This window comes from Prevotella amnii CRIS 21A-A (assembly GCF_000177355.1).
Lineage (GTDB): Bacteria > Bacteroidota > Bacteroidia > Bacteroidales > Bacteroidaceae > Prevotella > Prevotella amnii.
Map to the genome: position 1 here is coordinate 43,803 of NZ_ADFQ01000027.1, position 18,023 is coordinate 61,825.

Here is an 18,023-nt window from a genome sequence, read left to right on the forward strand (position 1 = left end):
TAGTATTAATCAAATTTCTGTAAAAATGAGAAAAAAGTTACTTTTTGTAGCACTTCTTTTTGGAAGTGTTGTTTCTTATGCACAAGAAGCGTCAAAGGTGCCTACACAGGAAACATTTGACTATAACCGTTGTGCCATCTCTGTAATCTCTATGGGTGGTGGAGCTTTTACACAAGGTATTGACAGCTGTGAGTTTATGTCGGGCAAATTCGACATTAACAAAATACCATGTACGCAAATCGGCGTGGTAGGTAATGAGATTGTTGGCAAGAAGAAGCAGGTGCTTAAAGAAAAAGCAGAAGAGATACGTAAAGATCTGTTGGCAAAGAATGTGGGTAAGCAAGTGTTGGATTATTGGTTGCAATACGATGGCAACGTGTTCAATTCATCTTTGCTCGCAAAGCGTACACGTTACAACAAAACAGACGCTGATGTGTTGAATGCTAACGTAGATAAGGTAAATACCTTAAATGCAGCAGACAAAAAACTGATAGGCAACTCTTATGTTGTCGTTTTGAGTGATAATGCTGATGGTAAAAGTGTAGATACATATGTGTTTAAGGCTGTTCTTAATGACACTGTTTTAACAGAGGTATGGAATAACTGGCTCGATAAAGATGCTTCTGCCGCAAATAAGAGCTTTTATGATAACCTAAAGGTGGATTTAGAGTTTGTGTATGCTGTAAACAACGCATACGAATCAAAGAATGACAATAAAGCCACTAAGCTTAAAGGTTTGTTCTCTAAAGGAAACAAGGAAGTTTCTCCTGATGACATAGACCCAGTGGCTACATTGAACAGTGCATTAGATGCTTTGGAGCGTAAGATAGACAAGTGGCAGGTAACCAGTACTATATTTGAGGTTAATCCTGTTGCGGCAAAAATAGGATATAAGGAAGGTTTGCGCAACTCTGACCGTTACCGTGTGTTTAAGGTAGTTGAGGACGAGAATGGTAACTTAGAATATAAGAAGGTAGGTTTCGTACGCGCTACTGAAGTCTTTGATAACAGAACCGACGCAATGGGCGAGACCGATTGCAGTAAGTTTTATAAGATATCTGGCAAGACTATGAAAGAGGGTATGTTCTTGAAAGAGAAGAAAGACTTGAAACTCTCTGTCAGTGTCTCTGGTGTGCTTGGAGGATACAACTATGCTCAAGTGGATATAGACTATCTTTTAAAAACTAAGAATACACTCGGCATGATGTATTTTACAGGTATATCTATAGGTTACCATATGGGAAAAAAGATTGTAGAAACAGGTTCGGGTGCAGCTGATGAGTTGTTGCGTCCTCATTACATTCCGTTCTCATTGAATGGTGCTGTGGCTATCCACCCAATCCGTATTCTTGAGATTATGCCTAATGTTGGTATAGGTGGCGATTATTGCAGATTGTTGGGCGACACAAGTTCAGACAATGACAATTCTTCTTATAGTAAGCGTATAGCATATTTCGCACATGGTGGCGTGAAAGTAGGCTTGCAGGTGTTCTATCCTGTACAGTTGTTCGTGCGTGCTGACTATTCATACAAGTTTAGCCAAGGTGAATGGTATGTTGACACACCTAACCGATTTGGAAAATTGTCTATAGGTGCAGGTGTTAAGGTTAATTTATAAACGTATATGTGTAAAGTAAAAAAAATATTATTACTCTCTCTTGTAGCATTACTATTTATACCTATAGAAGGGAGATGTAAAAAAATAGATAAGAAAAAATATCTTGTAGAATGGGCAAACTATGAGGTTTCTACTGTTGCAGTGGGACAGAATGGCACCAAGCACCTCAAGGTGTGGGGATTTGGCAAGAATGTCGACAAGGCAATAGAGCAAGCCAAGAAGAATGCGGTGCATGCTTGTTTGTTCAGAGGAATACCCGGTTCAGCTAATGCTCGGGCTACTCCTGCAATATTCTCAAACCAAGGTAACGGACAGGTAGCGATAGATAACTTTGAGTATTTCTACAATTTCTTTGAGGATGCGAAAGAGTATTTGTCTTTTATCAATATTACTACAGATGGTGTTCCTTCAGGGCAAGATCGTAGAGAAGTAAAAAAAGGATATAAGGTAGGGCTGTATGTGCAAGTAATGTACGATAATCTAAGAGAAAAGATGAAAAGAGATGGCATTTTAAAGCAAGGCTCTTCAGGATTCTCTTATTAATATTCTTTCATATAAAGCAATCTATCGCATACGAAAGTTGCGGTAGGTTGCTTTTTCTTTTTATATATAAATATAGGTGTTAATAAAATAATTATTAAGTAATAATGAAAAAGTATTATGTTTTATTTTTAATGTGCTTTGTTTCTATAATAAGCTATGGTCAAGCTAAAAAGCCTAAACTAATGATTATACCTTCAAGATCATGGTGTACTCAGAATAAATTTATGAAGACTTACACTAATTTTGAAGGACAGCAAATAACAGAGCCAGACTATCAAAAGGCATTTGATGAGAATCCTGACATTAGTATGGTGATCAGTGCTATGCAAGACTTTATGATTAAAGAGAATTATAAGGTTGCGGATTTAAAGACTATATTAGCAAAGATAAAGTCTCGATCAGCACGCGACAACATGACTACTGCTGGTGGTGGCTTGCAACAGTCAGCTCTTGATTTGCTCAATAAAACAGCAAAAGCTGATATCAATGTAGAGCTATATTATACTATTAAGAAAGATGGTCCATATAAATATGTAGAGTTTAATGTAGGTGCCACAGATGCTTATAGTGGTGAACCTATATCGCAAGGTAATATAGGTAGAGGTACTTCTGCTAATAGCACAGAGCTTGTTAATCAGTTAGAAGAAGCAGTATTGAGCTTTAAAGACAAGTTTATTGCTGATATGGATAGCTATTATCAAAGATTGTTTGAGTCTGGTAGGCATATTGTTGTACGTTTGACATTAGCCAACAATTGCGATATTAATTATGAGAAGGAATATCAAGATAAGGAACTCAGCGAACTGATAGAAGATTGGGTTGCAGCGCATGCCATGAAAGGAAATTACAATATAGATAATAAAACCGAGAACGAAGTATTCTTTGATGAGGTTCGTATACCAATGATTTATACTACTAATACAGGTCAAACAAGAGGTTCTACTGCAGATTGGTTTGGTACGGAGTTGAAAAAATACATAGAAGGAATTACTGGTGTAAAGTGTAAGATTGACGTAGTAGGATTAGGTGAGATAAATATCATTTTAGGAGGGAAGTCATGAATATAATAAAAGGTGTTGGGTTAATGATACTTGGCGTATTTACTTTAACAAGTCATGCACAGAATACGCAGCAGATAAGTATATCTCCATATATAGATGAAGCAAGTGGTATACCAAACTCTGTTGAAAGTGTAGTGTATAGTAGGTTGGGAAGTATAATTACGTCCTGCGGCTTTGCAAATGCATTTAACCAGCGTTTTGTACTTGTTCCAAAAGTAAGTGTAGTAACAGAGGATATAACTGATACGGCTCCAGTGATGTTTGCTTATACTTTAAATATCAATTTGTGTATTGGTGATGGAGTTGCTGGCACACTTTTCTCATCTAAAAATGTAGAGGTTAAAGGTGTTGGAGTATCAAAAAGTAAAGCTTTTATACAGGCTTTTAGTATGCTAAATGGTCGCAATGCAGAGCTGAAAGATTTTGTTGAGAAAGCTAAAGCTAAGATTTTATTGTACTATCAATTAAAGGGTGCATCTATATTGCAACATGCTAAAATGCTGGCTGATAGACAAGAATTTGAAGCTGCAATATGCGAATTAGAAACTATTCCTTCAGTATGTGAAGATTTATATACACAAGCTAATAATTTTATGCAGAGTATATATAAAAAGATGCTGAATCAAGAAGGTGAAAGAATGTTGGCAAAAGCAACTGCAATATGGAATGCTTCTCAAGACAAAGAAGCTGCTATGCAAGCTGGAGAACTACTTTCTCAAATTAATCCTCAATCGGCTGCATATGAAAAAGCTAAAATACTTTTTGCTTCTATAAAGAAAAGGATAGCTGCCATTGACGCAAGAGAATGGAAATATACCTTGCAAGAACAGCGTAATGAATATGCATTAGAAAAGTATCGTATCTCTGCTATAAGAGCTATTGGTACGGCATGGGCAAAGAATCAGCCTAAGGTGATTTATCATGTAAACAACTGGTGGTAATATGAGTAGATTTATAAAAATAAGGAATTAAGTGTGTTGTATTTAATAAAAACATAACAGAAATAAAGATATTGCATAGAGATAATAGTTTCTATGCAACTTCTTTTTTATAGATAAAGGTTGTTTGTATTTCATTTTAAGGAGTAATAGTATAAAAAAGAATTTTTATAAAAAATGGAATTAGCTTATTAATAGTTATGTTTGATATAATATAGAGTGGGGTATAAGAGTGTAACTGTTTAGTGTTTTCGCACACAAAGGTGTTTGACTTGTGTCAAGAAAGTATGGCTTTTTGATAAAAAACTTTGTAATTTCTTTGTTGTACTATAAAGTTCTGCATACCTTTGCATCATCAAAAGGTTAATAGATTGTTTAGGTTAGTAATAATAAATTTAGGTTTTTAGTTATTTTATTTAGGTAAATGTTTAATAGATTGTTCAGGAATAACAAAGGCAACCGTGAGGCTCCCTTTTTAAAAAAGAACTTTTAAAGTATTAAACATACGCAAAACGCCAAAACTCGATAGAGAGCTTTGGCGTTTTTTCTTGTGTTTCTGGCATAAGTGTTATTTAATGTTTAAAAGTTTAGGATAAGCTCTTTAAAGGCTGTAGCAGCATAGCTAAAAGGAAGATGTGTTTATGGTGAGGTTAAAATAAAAATTTGTAGCAGGTTAATGTTATGTGAAAGATATAACATAAGAATAAAGGTATAATGATAGAAATTATATTTAAAAACAAAGCAAACATAAAAAAATAGATATAAAATGTATGTATAATATCAAAAAATAGTATATTTGCATTCTTATAATCTATATTTATTATGTTTTATATATTGAAGCGATGTTTTGTTTGGTTACGCCGTATGCGTTACTCACGTGGCTTTGGGGTGCAATCTCCATGGGCATATAAGTTTGTTCGTGAGGTAATCAATAATCATACACACTACAACAAATATGATACATTGAAGCAACAAGTATTTGGTTTAGATAAGCGTAAACGCAAGTTGTGTAGATTTTATTATAGAATGGCAAGGTTTATTAACCCAAACCATATAATAGATTTTTATCCAGATAGTACAGCTTATAAGGCTTATTTTATGGCAAGTTCTCATAAAAAACCTTATTTATTAGTGAGTAACCGAACAAGTAAGGAGCAGCTCCACTTATTTATAAAAGAGCTAACAGCCAAAACAGTTCTTGTGCGTATTACTTTAGAGGGTTATTATGAAGAGTTTATAAATAATATTTTATCCAGTTTATCAGCAACTTCTGTAATTATACTTGAGCATATTCATAAAGATAAATATACTACACATTATTGGGAACAGATTATAGCAGACAGTAGGATAGGAGTATCGTTCGATCTTTATTACTGTGGTGTGCTTTTTCTGAACACAAAAATGTATAAGCAAAATTATATTATCAACTTTTAATCGTAAAGCTAAAAAGAAGATATAAGATTATTTGTGAAAGTAAAAACCTTGATTTTATCTGAAATTATAAAGTTAGTAATAATTACTTTTTTCTGTAAGAAAGATAGCTATATAAATAATAGAAAAAGTATATAAAAAAAAGTGGCAAATAACTTGTAAATAGAAATAAAAATATTACTTTTGCAGCTATAAAATAATTATTTAACTTATAATATTATGTATTGGACATTAGAGTTAGCCTCTAAATTAGAAGATGCACCATGGCCTGCTACCAAAGATGAGTTGATAGACTATGCTATGCGTTCTGGAGCCCCTTTAGAGGTACTAGAAAATTTACAGGAAATAGAAGATGAAGGCGATGTCTATGATAGTATAGAAGACATTTGGCCAGATTACCCATCAAAAGATGATTTCTTATGGAATGAAGATGAGTATTAATTCTATAAGATAAAGTAAAATTTAAAATAATATTAGGGGTTGTTTGCATTTCATGCGAGCAACCTTTTTCAATAATTTACTTTTATGAGAAAGTTGTTATATTTAGTTTTCACCGTTTTATCTATATTATATTCACACAAGATAAATGCTCAAAAGGTACAATTTGGAGTGAGAGCAGGTTTAGATGTTAGTGAGATTAGCTTTAGTAGCAATATTATAGAAGAGAAAAGCTATAAGGGCTGGTTTGTAGGTCCTACAGCGAAGTTCTCTTTACCGCCAACAGGTCTTGGTGTTGATATTTCTACATTGTATGACTGCCATTCTGTAAATATAAAAAACACTATTGGCGAAAATATGACAATAAAGTATCAACAGATAGCTATTCCTATAAATTTAAACTATTCAGTGGGTTTAGGTGATATAGCAAGTATATCTTTTTTTGCAGGTCCACAGTGGAATATTAATATAATAAGTAATGAGTTTGAGTGGAATAAAATTAAAAGTTATTTACTTAATAATAGTACTTTTAGTATAAATGTAGGTTTAGGAATAAATGTCTTTAGTAATTTTCAGATAAGAGGCAGTTACAATATAGCTTGTGGTAAGTCGAGAGATGTTACTTTTGAAAATATAACTAACAATATAATCAAGGCAAAGAAAAATAATAACTCGTGGCAGATAGGTATAGTTTTATTTTTTAATAGGTCATAATAACACAAGCATAAAAAAAGGAAAGTATCTAATGCTATATGCTAATATTATTCTTCCAGTGCCTTTAGAGACACAGTTTTCTTATATTGTTCCAGAATCTCTTTCTGAAAAGATTGCAGTAGGAATGCGTGTATTGGTACCCTTTGGTAAAACAAAGACATACATAGGAATTGTAAGTTTGTTTCCTGCCCCTGCTCCTAATGAAATTACTGACAAGAAGGGTGATAAAATATCTTTTAAAGAAATATTATCTATATTTGAACCAACTCCAGTTGTTTTGCCTACCCAACTTGAGTTATGGCAATGGATAGGCAGTTATTATATGGCTCCAATAGGTGATGTATATAAGGCAGCTTTCCCTTTAGGCTTAAAAACGGAAGATAAGTATAAACCACGAGTAGAGCTTTATATAACTCTTACTGATTATTATAAAGACAATAATGCTTTAAGCGAATTGCTACATAATTTTGGAAGAGCAAAGAAGCAAGAGGTAGTATTGTTAAAATATTTGCAGTTAGCCGAAGTAGATAAGGTAAAGCATCTATCTGCGAGTACATTATTAAAAGAGGTTACGCGTGAAGAGCTTCTTAATGAAAGCCATTGTAATATATCTATTATTCATGCTCTTGTAGAGCGAAAGGTGTTATGTACATATGAAAAAGAGGTGGGGCGTTTGCAGAGCGGTCTTGCTACACACTATGAAAAGATAAAAACATTAAATGAAGCACAAAGTAATGCGTATAATAATATTTTACTTCAGATGATGACGCATAGGGTAACTTTATTACATGGAGTTACCTCTTCTGGAAAGACAGAAATATATATACACCTTATTCAGAAAGCTATAGAGGAACATAAGCAGGTACTCTATTTAGTACCAGAGATAGCTTTGACGGTGCAAATGACGAGCAGACTGCAGACTGTTTTTGGAAACAGATTAGGTATTTATCATAGCAAATACAGTGATGCAGAGCGTGTAGAAATATGGAAAAAGCAGCTTTCTAATAGTCCATATAGCGTGATATTAGGAGTGAGGAGTGCTATATTTTTACCATTTCAGCAATTAGGATTAGTAATTGTAGATGAAGAGCATGAGCAAAGCTTTAAGCAGCAAGACCCTTCTCCTCGTTATCATGCACGTTCAGCAGCTATTATTTTAGCCAGTATACATAAGGCAAAAGTACTTTTAGGGACAGCTACTCCATCAATAGAAACTTATTATAATGCGCAAAAAGGGAAGTTTGGTTTTGTAGAATTGTCGCGAAGATATAAGGATATACAGCTTCCTAAAGTGGAAATAGTTAATATAAAAGATTTGCGCAGACGTAAAATGTTATGTGGACCTTTCTCTCCTCGATTACTTAGAGTAGTGCAAGACTCATTAGAAAGAGGCGAGCAGGTTATTCTTTTTCAGAACCGTCGTGGATTTGCACCTATGTTAGAGTGTAGGGAGTGTGGTTGGATACCAAAGTGTCCAAATTGCGATGTATCGCTAACACTACATAAGAAAATGAATATACTTACTTGCCATTATTGTGGATATGCTAATAAAATTCCAGTAGAGTGTCCATGTTGTCATGCAAAAGATATTCGTAGTCGTGGGTATGGTACAGAGAAAGTAGAAGATGAAATTAGTAAAATATTACCTAAAGCTAAGATAGCACGAATGGATTTAGATACTACGCGAACACATAATGCATATGATCGTATTATTACCGATTTCTCTTTAGGTAAGACTAATTTGCTTATTGGTACGCAGATGGTGACAAAAGGACTCGACTTTGACAATGTTTCCGTTGTAGGGATATTAGATGCCGACTCTATGTTAAACTATCCCGACTTCAGAGCCTATGAAGAAGCTTTTATGATGATGTGTCAAGTAAGTGGACGCGCGGGGCGAAGAGGTAAGCAAGGATTGGTTATTTTGCAAACAGGAAGTGAAGATTTAAGTGTTATTCAGCAAGTGGTGCATAACGATTATAAAAGTTTTTATCGTGATGTTTTAGAAGAGAGAAGAGCTTTTCATTACCCTCCTTTTTATCGCTTAATTTATGTATACTTAAAGCATCGTGAAGAAAGTATTGTAGAAACAGCAGGATATGAGCTTGGAACACGCTTACGAGAAATTTTTGGAGATCGTGTTTTAGGTCCGGATAAACCAACAGTATCACGCATAAAAACGCTTAGTATTCGTAAAATAGTGCTTAAACTTGAAAATGGAATAGACTTTATTAGAGTGAAGCAATCACTTAGGGAGGTGCAAACTTCTATGTTACATGATAAACGTTATGGTGCTTTGATAATATATTATGATGTAGATCCTCAGTAAAAAGTAAATGGGAATAATATTTTATTAGGCTTTATTTGTAATAGTAGAAATATAGATTAAAGATATATAAAACAAAAAAAGCGACTTTATCTGCTTCACAGCAGTGTAAGTCGCATACTTGTTTATAAGAAATGTATAAATATTTTTATTAATTATTTGTTTGATTAAAAGTTAATATCTAATCCTAAACCGAATACTTTATTAGAACGAGTAAAGTCGTCAGTATTATTCACCGGTACTTTTTGTTCGCCTACATTGATAGTTTCTTCTGAGTTCTTTTTGAAATGACTGTATTTTGTTAGGAAGTAAGCTATGTTTAAACTGGCATTTTTAGCTACTTTTATCTTTGCACCAAACCCAAAGCTTACACTACTTGTTACAAAACTCATATCTTGTAGATACTCACCATTGCCAAGAGAGTAGTGGGTAAATTGTGCTCCAGCACTAACTGTAACAGCCTTTGTTATATCCCATTCAGTACCACCAAGAAGCTCAAAGGTATTACCTGCAAGTAGTTTCTGCTTGTCCTTATCCATTTTAGCGTCCTTATCAAAGTAGTAATTTACACTTCCTAATAAACGAACTTTCTTTGTTGCTTCAAATTGTGCTCCTGCAGAAAGCAAACCAGGAAGATCGTTTGGTGTGTTTACTCCATTTTTAAACTTTCCTGTATCGTCTACTTTTGTTTCGTTTTCTAAATTTATTTTGGTAGGAAGCTCATAGCGTGCAGCAAGATTCCATTTCCCAGATTTGAAGTCAATGCCAATAATAGGAGTTATACCCCATCCACGCTGAGTGCAGTCAAGTTGTTTATCAGATACCATTTCCTGACCTTTTCTGAAAGTAGCAGATGCTATTTCTGCCTTTTTTGCCATTTCGGTATATGTCTTCTTTTTAGCAGGCTCTGTAGCTGTAGCAGATAAACCGTTAAGCTGTGCAGCTTTGTTGCTATATTCATCTGCTTGTGCTTTAAAATAATTATGAAGATTTTCATCAGTGCCATTGATGTTAGCTGTGATATTTTTGATGTGCCCTTGGTACTCATTGTAGATATAATTAAAACGTGTACCACCGTAAACAGCTAACTTATTGTTTATCTTATAAGATGTTCCTAATTGTAAACCAAAGACATATTGCTGCCCTTGCATAAACAAATCGGCATTATATCTTGGGGTCTTTGAGCCTAACCCCTTACTTTTAAGATATATTGGTAGCAATGATATAGTGCGCTCAAAGCTACCTAAGCCATTATTAAATGTAGCTTTTCCGCCTCCACCGGTTAAGCCAAAGCCCATTTGGAAGCTCCATTTTCCTTTATTATAAGCAGCCTGAATAGTTGGGAAAATAGGTACAGAAGCCTTGGCAATATATTCTTTTGCACCATTTTTATCACCACCATTAAGTTTGAAAGGCTGATAAAAAGGAGTATTTTCTAAGCCTTTTATATTTATACCTGATAGTACTGTACGAGTTTGGTATATATTCTGAACACCTAAACTAAGATGAAATCCATCGGATAAAAATGCTACACCAGCAGGATTAAAATAAACTCCATCTACACCAATAGCACCAGTTCTTGCCAAAGAACGTAAGTAAGGAATGCTCTGATTGGTATTTGTTAGAAGCCCACCTGCATTAGCAGTAAGCGTTGTTGCTAATAAACCAATCGTTGCAAAAACTTTAGTCTTCATAATTTTTTTAACTTTTTTAATTAAGTTGTTACCTAAAATACAGGTGCAAAGGTATTCTGTTTGTCCTAAATATCCAAACTTTTCTATTGTTTTATAACGTTTTCTTTATTAAGATGTTATTTCTTTTTCTCTTAAAACCTTTATAAACAACTTATTTATAAATAATTAAAAAGACCGTTTTTTATATTTACTTGCTTTGTAAAATTTCACTTTTAAGTTTAGGATATTGTATTCGTGTATGATAAATAGCTTTTAATCGCTCTATTAAAACACTTTTTGCAGTAGTAATATCAAGAAAGGTTATAGGAGCATCGTTAAAACTTCCTTGTTCTACTTGTTCATCTATAATCCTATTAACAAGGTTACTTATAGCCTCTTCAGAGTATTCTGTTAGCGAATGAGAGGCAGCTTCTACGCTATCGCTCATCATCAAGATAGCTTGTTCACGTGTAAAAGGGTTAGGACCAGGATAGCGAAAAGGTGTAACATCAACCTCTTCATCAGGGTGCTCATTTTGATAATGAATATAGAAATATTTAACTATTCCTGCACCATGATGTGTAGATATAAAATCTTTTATCATAGCGGGTAGTCTGTTTTGTTCTGCAAGTTTTAATCCATATGTAACATGACTTATAATGATACGTGCACTTTCAATGTCTGTTAGCTTGTCGTGTGGATTAACGCCTGCTTGATTTTCTGTAAAGAACACAGGATTTATCATTTTTCCAATGTCATGATATAAAGCACCAGTACGTAATAGCTGTGCTTTAGCACCTATTTTATTAGCTATTTCTACTGCAAGGTTTCCTACAGTAATAGAATGCTGAAAGGTGCCCGGAGCTGTCTCGCTAAGCTGTCTAAGAAGCTGGTTGTTAGTGTTAGAAAGCTCAAACATTGTAACGGTGGATATGAAGCCGAAAGTTTTTTCTATAATTAACATTAATGGATATGTAAACAAAAGGAAAATACCATTTATGATAAGGTAAAGATAAATGGAATGATTGAGTTGAGAGAAGTTGCTGACTTGTGTAAGTTGTAGTGCTAAATACATAGCCCCAGAGCCGAGAGTAACGACTATAGCAGTAACAAAAATCTGACTTCTCTTAGCCAATTCGCGCAAAGAGTAAATGGCTATTAACCCAGCAGTAAGCTGTAGAGCAATAAATTCGTATTGATATTTTACGGCTGCAGCAGATATTAATATCATTGTAACGTAGGTGATAAAGGCTGTACGTGAATCGGTAAAAACGCGCGTAAATATTGCTGCCATAGCAAAAGGTATTATATATATACTAAGCATAGCATGCTCTATCATTATTGAGGTAATGATAGAAAAAAGGGCAATAGTAGCATAAAGCAGTCCTAAAGTACGAGGTTTTTTAAGGTAATCTTTCCTAAAAAGGTTTAGATAAAAAGTGAAAAGTACCATTAAAATGAATACATAAAGTGTTTGTCCTATAATGGTTGATAATACTTCATTTTGTGAAGCATTACGTTTTTCCATAGCTTGTTCAAAGGAATTAAGTATTCTATAAGTTTTGGCATCTATAATATCACCTCTGTCTATTATGCTTTGTCCCTCTAAAACCATGCCCGAAGCTTGTGGTAAAAGGCTTAACATATCATTTGCTTCTGCATCACTTCTGTCTTTATCGTATATAAGATTTGGCTCTATATAGTCATTTAGGTTACATTGTTGTAGTGTTGCCCTGTAAGGAGATAGCTGTGGATCCATGAAAATCTGTTCATAAGCCGCAGCTGTTGAGTATACATTTTTCAAAGGTGTGCTTACAGCTTGTTTATCTGTTACTATTCTGATAAGTGCATTTGTATCTTTTGCAATATTATTATATTGCTGCGGATCCATTATACCTACGGAGTAAATCTTATGAAAACGTTTTATAATAATATTATTATAATAGGTAGGTAGACCAGGAATACCAGCTTTGTAGGCATCTTCAAAAGCCTTTATATTTTTTGTTTCTACATTTTTTTGTTTATGATAATAAGGCTGGAAATTGTTTAAGATAGAGTCGCGTTCCTGTTTTATAGTTTCTTCTGTTTTAAATATAGGAAAGTCGAATTTAGCAATTAATTGCCCATAAAGCCATGGTTTTCCCTCTTCGTAGTGAAAGAACTTGCCTTTATTTTTAGGTAAAAAGAAAGAAATAATAGCAGTAACTACTATGATTAGTAGTATCATTACAATTAAGTTACGCCAATAGTTATTCTTTTTATAGTTGAATTGAATCATATATTTTTGTGTTTGCTGTTATTCTAATAATATGCGAAAATACGAAAAAAATAGTGTATCATCGAAAAAAAACACTAATTTTGCACAAACTATTAATAGAAAAACAATGTCTGAAAGAAAAGTAAGAGTACGTTTTGCACCTAGTCCAACAGGTGCTTTGCACATTGGTGGTGTGCGTACAGCTTTGTTTAATTATCTTTTTGCAAAACAAAATGGCGGAAAGTTAGTGTTCCGTATAGAAGATACTGATTCACATCGTTTTGTAAATGGTGCAGAAGAATATATTATAGAGTCGTTTAAATGGCTTGGAATACAGTTTGATGAGGGCGTTAGTTTTGGAGGAGATAAAGGCCCTTATCGTCAGAGCGAGCGTCGTGATATATATAAAAAATATGTTGATGAATTGCTCTCTAATGGTAAAGCGTATATAGCTTTTGATACTCCAGAGGAGTTAGAGGCAAAGCGTGCTGAGATAGAAAATTTCCAGTATGATGCACATACTCGTGGAAAGATGCGCAATTCTCTTACCCTTTCAGAGGCAGAAGTAAAGGCTTTAATAGATGACGGTAAACAGTATGTGGTACGTTTTAAGGTAGATCCGGGTGAAGAGGTTCATGTTAAAGATATGATTCGTGGTGATGTCTGCATTAAAACAGACATCTTAGATGATAAGGTTCTTTATAAAAGTGCAGATGAATTACCTACTTACCATCTTGCAAATATAGTAGATGATCATTTGATGGATATTTCCCATGTTATTCGTGGTGAAGAGTGGTTGCCCAGTGCGCCATTGCATGTGCTTCTTTATCGCGCATTTGGCTGGGAAGATACTATGCCAAGTTTTGCTCATTTACCATTATTGTTAAAGCCGGAAGGTAAGGGTAAGCTAAGCAAGCGTGATGGTGATAGGTTAGGGTTCCCTGTTTTTCCTTTAGAATGGGTTGATCCTAAAACTCATGAAGTTAGTTCAGGATACCGTGAAAGTGGTTATTTCCCAGAGGCAGTTGTCAATTTCCTTGCCCTTTTAGGTTGGAATCCTGGCACTGAACAAGAAATATTTTCACTTGATGAGCTTGTTAAAGCCTTTGATATATCTAAATGTTCTAAGAGCGGGGCTAAATTTGATTATAAGAAAGGTATATGGTTTAACCATGAATATATACTAAAAAAGACCGATAAAGAAATAGCTCAGTTGTTTGCCCCTATAGTAGCAAACAATGGTGTAAATGCTTCTATGGAGCAGATTACGCAAGTTGTTCACATGATGAAGGATCGTGTAAATTTTGTAAAAGATCTTTGGAGTCTTTGTTCATTCTTTTTTATTCCTCCTATTACCTATGATGAAAAGACTGTTAGAAAGCGTTGGAAAGAATATTCTTCTAAGCAGATGAGTGAGCTTGCTGAGGTATTGAAAGGCATAGACGATTTTACTATATCAGGGCAAGAGGCTATAGTAATGAAGTGGGTAGAGGATAAGGGCTATAAGCTTGGCGATGTTATGAATGCTTTTCGTCTTACCCTTGTTGGCGAGGGAAAAGGTCCTGGTATGTTTGATATTTCAGCATTTTTAGGTAAGGAAGAGACCCTTGATCGTATATATAAGGCTATAAAGATATTAGGTTAATTATCTAGCAATATATAAAGCATAATAGCAGATGTATAACATAATCATGTATCTTACTCAGTTTTGTATAGCAGTGGGTAGCTGCTTTAGTAAGAAGCTGCGAAAGATGTGGCGTGGTGAGCGTGTTGCTATTAAAGTAATACGAGAGAAAATAGATCCTAATGCTAAATATGTTTGGTTTCATGCTGCTTCGTTAGGAGAGTTTGAGCAAGGGCGTCCACTTATAGAGAGGGTGCGTAAGGAATATCCAGAGCACAAGATACTCTTAACTTTCTTTTCACCTTCAGGCTATGAGGTATGTAAGAATTATGCTGTAGCAGATATTGTTACTTATCTCCCAATAGATACTATTATTAATGCTCGTGCTTTTCTTCGTGCCATTCGTCCTGTTATGGCATTTTTTATAAAATATGAGTTTTGGTATAATTATCTTCATATACTTCAGCATCGTGGTATACCTACTTACAGTGTTTCTAGTATATTTCGTCCTGAACAGGTCTTCTTTAAATGGTATGGAGGAGGTTATAGTAGGGTGCTTCATTGTTTTACTCATTTGTTTGTGCAAAATGAAGAGAGTAAGCAGCTATTAAATGGTATAGGTGTAAAAAACAGTACTGTAGTAGGTGATACACGTTTTGATCGTGTTTTAAATATAAAAGAATATTGTAAGCAGTTACCTATTATAGAAAGTTTTATCCATCTTTCAGAAGATAATAAGCCTAAGGTCTTTGTAGCTGGTTCTTCTTGGCAGCCAGATGAGAGTGTTTTTTTGAAATATTTTAATACTCGTTCTGATTGGAAACTTATTATAGCTCCACATGTTATTAACGAAAATCATATTAAGAGCATAAAGTCTTTATTACAAAATAAGAATGTAGTATGTTACACGCAGACCACTGAAGATGCTGTTTATAATGCTGATGTATTAATAATAGATTGTTTTGGTTTGCTCTCTTCTGTTTATCGTTATGGCGATATAACGTATGTTGGGGGAGGTTTTGGTGTAGGTATTCATAATGTTCTTGAGGCAGCAGTATGGGGAAAACCTGTCATTTTCGGTCCTAATAATAAGCATTTTATAGAGGCTCAGGGCTTGAAACGTAGTGGTGGTGGATTTGAAATTAGCGATATTTCTACCTTTAGCACTCTTATGGAACGTTTGGAGAAAGATACTAATTTTCGTTTAAAAAGTGGTGCTTCTGGAGAAGAATATGTAGCTTCGCTTGCAGGAGCTTCATATAAAGTACTAAGTAAGGTAAAGCTATGAAGTATCAGATAACTTGTGATAACTGTGGTTCTAAGTTTATAATAGATGCCGAAGAAGGCTCTACGGTAGAGTGTAAATGTTTTCATTGTGGAGGAATTATGGATATAACTTTGCCAATAGTAGGCAAAGATCAAGAATATATTCCTCATAAAGAGCCTTCTTATGACAAGCCTTATACATTAGAAAAGGCAAAGGAAAGTCATTCTGCTATTATGCTTTGGAGCATATTAGGTGTGTTAGTATTTATATGTGTTTGTGCTGGAGCTTATTTTTATCTGCAGCCTTCAGGCGCAGAGCAACCTGTTCAGCCACAAACAACAGTAATGGATACTATTCCGTATGAGCAGCCAGAGCCAGAGCCGACAACACCTCCTGTGCCAGATACGGTAGAGACTGCACCACAAGTAAAACAAGAGGAAAAGGTTTCTACAGAAAGAAAAGAGCAGTATTTACCTACAGACTCCACACAAACAGAAAATTCTTCAGATCAAGAATAAGTGCGCCTGCAAGGGAAGTTTTATAGAAAACAGGATTCTATTTTAGATATATAAAATAAAAAATATACAATGAGAAAAATTATTCTAACAGGCGATCGTCCTACCGGAAAACTTCATCTTGGTCATTATATAGGTTCGTTACGCCGTCGAGTTGAGCTACAAAACATTGGGGATTACGATAAAATGTTTGTTTTTATGGCAGATGTGCAGGCACTAACTGATAATGCTGATAATCCTGAAAAGATTAGACAAAACATTATAGAAGTAGCACTAGACTATTTATCTGTTGGCTTAGATCCTTCTAAATGTGTGCTTTATATTCAGAGTATGATACCGGAGCTTGCCGAGCTTACCACTTATTTTATGAATCTCATCACTGTTAGTCGTGTACAGCGTAACCCTACTGTGAAGACAGAGATTAAGATGCGCAATTTTGAGGCTAATATTCCTATGGGATTCTTTGCTTATCCTGTTTCGCAAGCTGCAGATATAGCAGCATTTAAAGGTACAACAGTGCCTGCTGGTGAAGATCAAGAGCCTATGATAGAGGTTACTCGTGAGATAGTAAGACGCTTTAATCAGATATATGCACCAGTATTAGTTGAGCCTAATATAATGCTGCCACAGAATGCTACTGCACGCCGTTTGCCCGGTACTGATGGTAAAGAGAAGATGAGTAAGAGCTTAGGAAACTGTATTTATCTATCTGACAGTGCTGATACTGTTTGGCAAAAGGTACGTGGAATGTATACTGATCCTGCTCATATTAATGTATCTGATCCTGGACATGTAGAAGGTAACGCTGTGTTTACCTATCTTGATGCGTTTTCTACCGATGAGGATTTTGCTGAGTTTTGGCCAGAATTTGCTAATATAGAAGAGCTAAAGGCAGCCTATACAGCAGGTGGAGTGGGCGATATGAAATGTAAAAAGCTTTTGAATAGTGTTCTTAATAAGATACTTGAGCCTATACGTGCTAGGCGTCATACCTTTGAGCAAGATATTCCAGAGGTGTATAATATTCTTAAAAAAGGTAGTGAAGTGGCACGTGCAGAAGCTGCTAAAACTATGGACGAGGTGCGTGCTGCCATGCAGATAAATTACTTTGATGATGCAGAGCTTATACGTTCGCAAGCAGAACGCTTTAGAGCAAAATAAATAACATAAATGATAGTACCCTTTGCAGGGCAGATTTGTCTACCTTGATAACGATGTTATTGTGGCATATATATAGAATATTGTGCTGTTGATAGCAGCTTTGCATAGTTTACAAAAGCGTTTTATTTGATTGAGTATAGATAATATCCTATTCTAAAAAGATAATCAAATCTTTTTAGAATAGGATAAAAATAATTATTTGTAATGTAAAAAAAGAGTACCGATTTGTGATCGATACTCTTTTATATTTTTAATGAAAACTAATAATTTCTGTTTTTTTTGAAGCTTGATTTATGGTTCACACCTCACGGTGCTCCCCAAAATCTTGCATCAATTGTTATCCTAAATCTTAAATCAATCTTTATTACTTTGACTAAAACCTGTATTGAACTTGTTAATCCTGAACAATCGCTTTTGTTCTTACCTTAAACTAAATAACTAAAAACCTAAATCTATT

Annotated in this window: 14 protein-coding genes; 12 read left to right on the top strand and 2 right to left on the bottom strand. The window is 34.6% G+C overall.

The window, feature by feature from the left end; translation table 11 throughout:
• Nucleotides 1-25: 25 nt before the first annotated feature.
• The 8 genes from HMPREF9018_RS02960 to priA all read left to right on the top strand — a co-directional run bounded on the left by HMPREF9018_RS02960 (nt 26) and on the right by priA (nt 9,072).
• Nucleotides 26-1,618 carry a hypothetical protein gene (locus HMPREF9018_RS02960; RefSeq protein WP_008448049.1) on the top strand — a complete coding sequence of 531 codons (1,593 nt, stop codon included), beginning with the start codon at nt 26-28 and terminating at the stop codon, nt 1,616-1,618.
• Between the two features lie 6 nt (nt 1,619-1,624).
• Entirely contained in the window at nt 1,625-2,161 is a 537-nt protein-coding gene (locus HMPREF9018_RS02965; protein ID WP_039864175.1) for a hypothetical protein, read from the top strand.
• Between the two features lie 104 nt (nt 2,162-2,265).
• Nucleotides 2,266-3,222 carry a DUF6175 family protein gene (locus tag HMPREF9018_RS02970; protein ID WP_008447886.1) on the top strand — a complete coding sequence of 319 codons (957 nt, stop codon included), beginning with the start codon at nt 2,266-2,268 and terminating at the stop codon, nt 3,220-3,222.
• Nucleotides 3,219-4,163: a hypothetical protein gene (locus tag HMPREF9018_RS02975; RefSeq protein ID WP_008447917.1), complete on the top strand. Its 945-nt coding sequence runs from the start codon at nt 3,219-3,221 to the stop codon at nt 4,161-4,163. The genes HMPREF9018_RS02970 and HMPREF9018_RS02975 overlap by 4 nt, the downstream gene beginning before the upstream one ends.
• Nucleotides 4,164-4,982: 819 nt before the next feature.
• Entirely contained in the window at nt 4,983-5,594 is a 612-nt protein-coding gene (locus HMPREF9018_RS02980; protein WP_008448019.1) for a hypothetical protein, read from the top strand.
• Nucleotides 5,595-5,810: 216 nt separating this feature from the next.
• Nucleotides 5,811-6,032 (top strand): DUF2795 domain-containing protein, encoded by a 222-nt coding sequence (locus tag HMPREF9018_RS02985; protein WP_004337463.1) that lies wholly within the window; start codon nt 5,811-5,813, stop codon nt 6,030-6,032.
• Between the two features lie 84 nt (nt 6,033-6,116).
• Nucleotides 6,117-6,743 carry an outer membrane beta-barrel protein gene (locus tag HMPREF9018_RS02990; protein ID WP_036855061.1) on the top strand — a complete coding sequence of 209 codons (627 nt, stop codon included), beginning with the start codon at nt 6,117-6,119 and terminating at the stop codon, nt 6,741-6,743.
• A 31-nt stretch (nt 6,744-6,774) separates the two neighbouring features.
• Complete coding sequence (gene priA, locus HMPREF9018_RS02995; protein ID WP_008447919.1) at nt 6,775-9,072, top strand: replication restart helicase PriA; 2,298 nt, start codon at nt 6,775-6,777, stop codon at nt 9,070-9,072.
• Nucleotides 9,073-9,236: 164 nt separating this feature from the next.
• Here the strand turns inward: priA and HMPREF9018_RS03000 are convergent, their stop codons facing one another.
• Nucleotides 9,237-10,763, bottom strand: coding sequence for a membrane protein (locus HMPREF9018_RS03000; RefSeq protein WP_008447881.1), 1,527 nt, complete (start codon nt 10,761-10,763; stop codon nt 9,237-9,239).
• A 187-nt stretch (nt 10,764-10,950) separates the two neighbouring features.
• Nucleotides 10,951-13,020, bottom strand: coding sequence for an HD family phosphohydrolase (locus HMPREF9018_RS03005; protein WP_008447966.1), 2,070 nt, complete (start codon nt 13,018-13,020; stop codon nt 10,951-10,953).
• A gap of 106 nt (nt 13,021-13,126) precedes the next feature.
• On the opposite strand from HMPREF9018_RS03005, the gene gltX reads away from it, so the two are divergent.
• The 4 genes from gltX to trpS all read left to right on the top strand — a co-directional run bounded on the left by gltX (nt 13,127) and on the right by trpS (nt 17,566).
• Nucleotides 13,127-14,644 (top strand): glutamate--tRNA ligase, encoded by a 1,518-nt coding sequence (gltX, locus tag HMPREF9018_RS03010; protein ID WP_039864180.1) that lies wholly within the window; start codon nt 13,127-13,129, stop codon nt 14,642-14,644.
• Nucleotides 14,645-14,675: 31 nt separating this feature from the next.
• Nucleotides 14,676-15,911 carry a 3-deoxy-D-manno-octulosonic acid transferase gene (locus HMPREF9018_RS03015; protein ID WP_039864183.1) on the top strand — a complete coding sequence of 412 codons (1,236 nt, stop codon included), beginning with the start codon at nt 14,676-14,678 and terminating at the stop codon, nt 15,909-15,911.
• The gene (locus tag HMPREF9018_RS03020; protein WP_008447923.1) at nt 15,908-16,408 is read left to right on the top strand and encodes a hypothetical protein; all 501 of its coding nucleotides are present in this window, start codon (nt 15,908-15,910) and stop codon (nt 16,406-16,408) included. The genes HMPREF9018_RS03015 and HMPREF9018_RS03020 overlap by 4 nt, the downstream gene beginning before the upstream one ends.
• Nucleotides 16,409-16,477: 69 nt before the next feature.
• The gene (trpS, locus tag HMPREF9018_RS03025; RefSeq protein ID WP_008448028.1) at nt 16,478-17,566 is read left to right on the top strand and encodes a tryptophan--tRNA ligase; all 1,089 of its coding nucleotides are present in this window, start codon (nt 16,478-16,480) and stop codon (nt 17,564-17,566) included.
• Nucleotides 17,567-18,023: the final 457 nt, after the last annotated feature.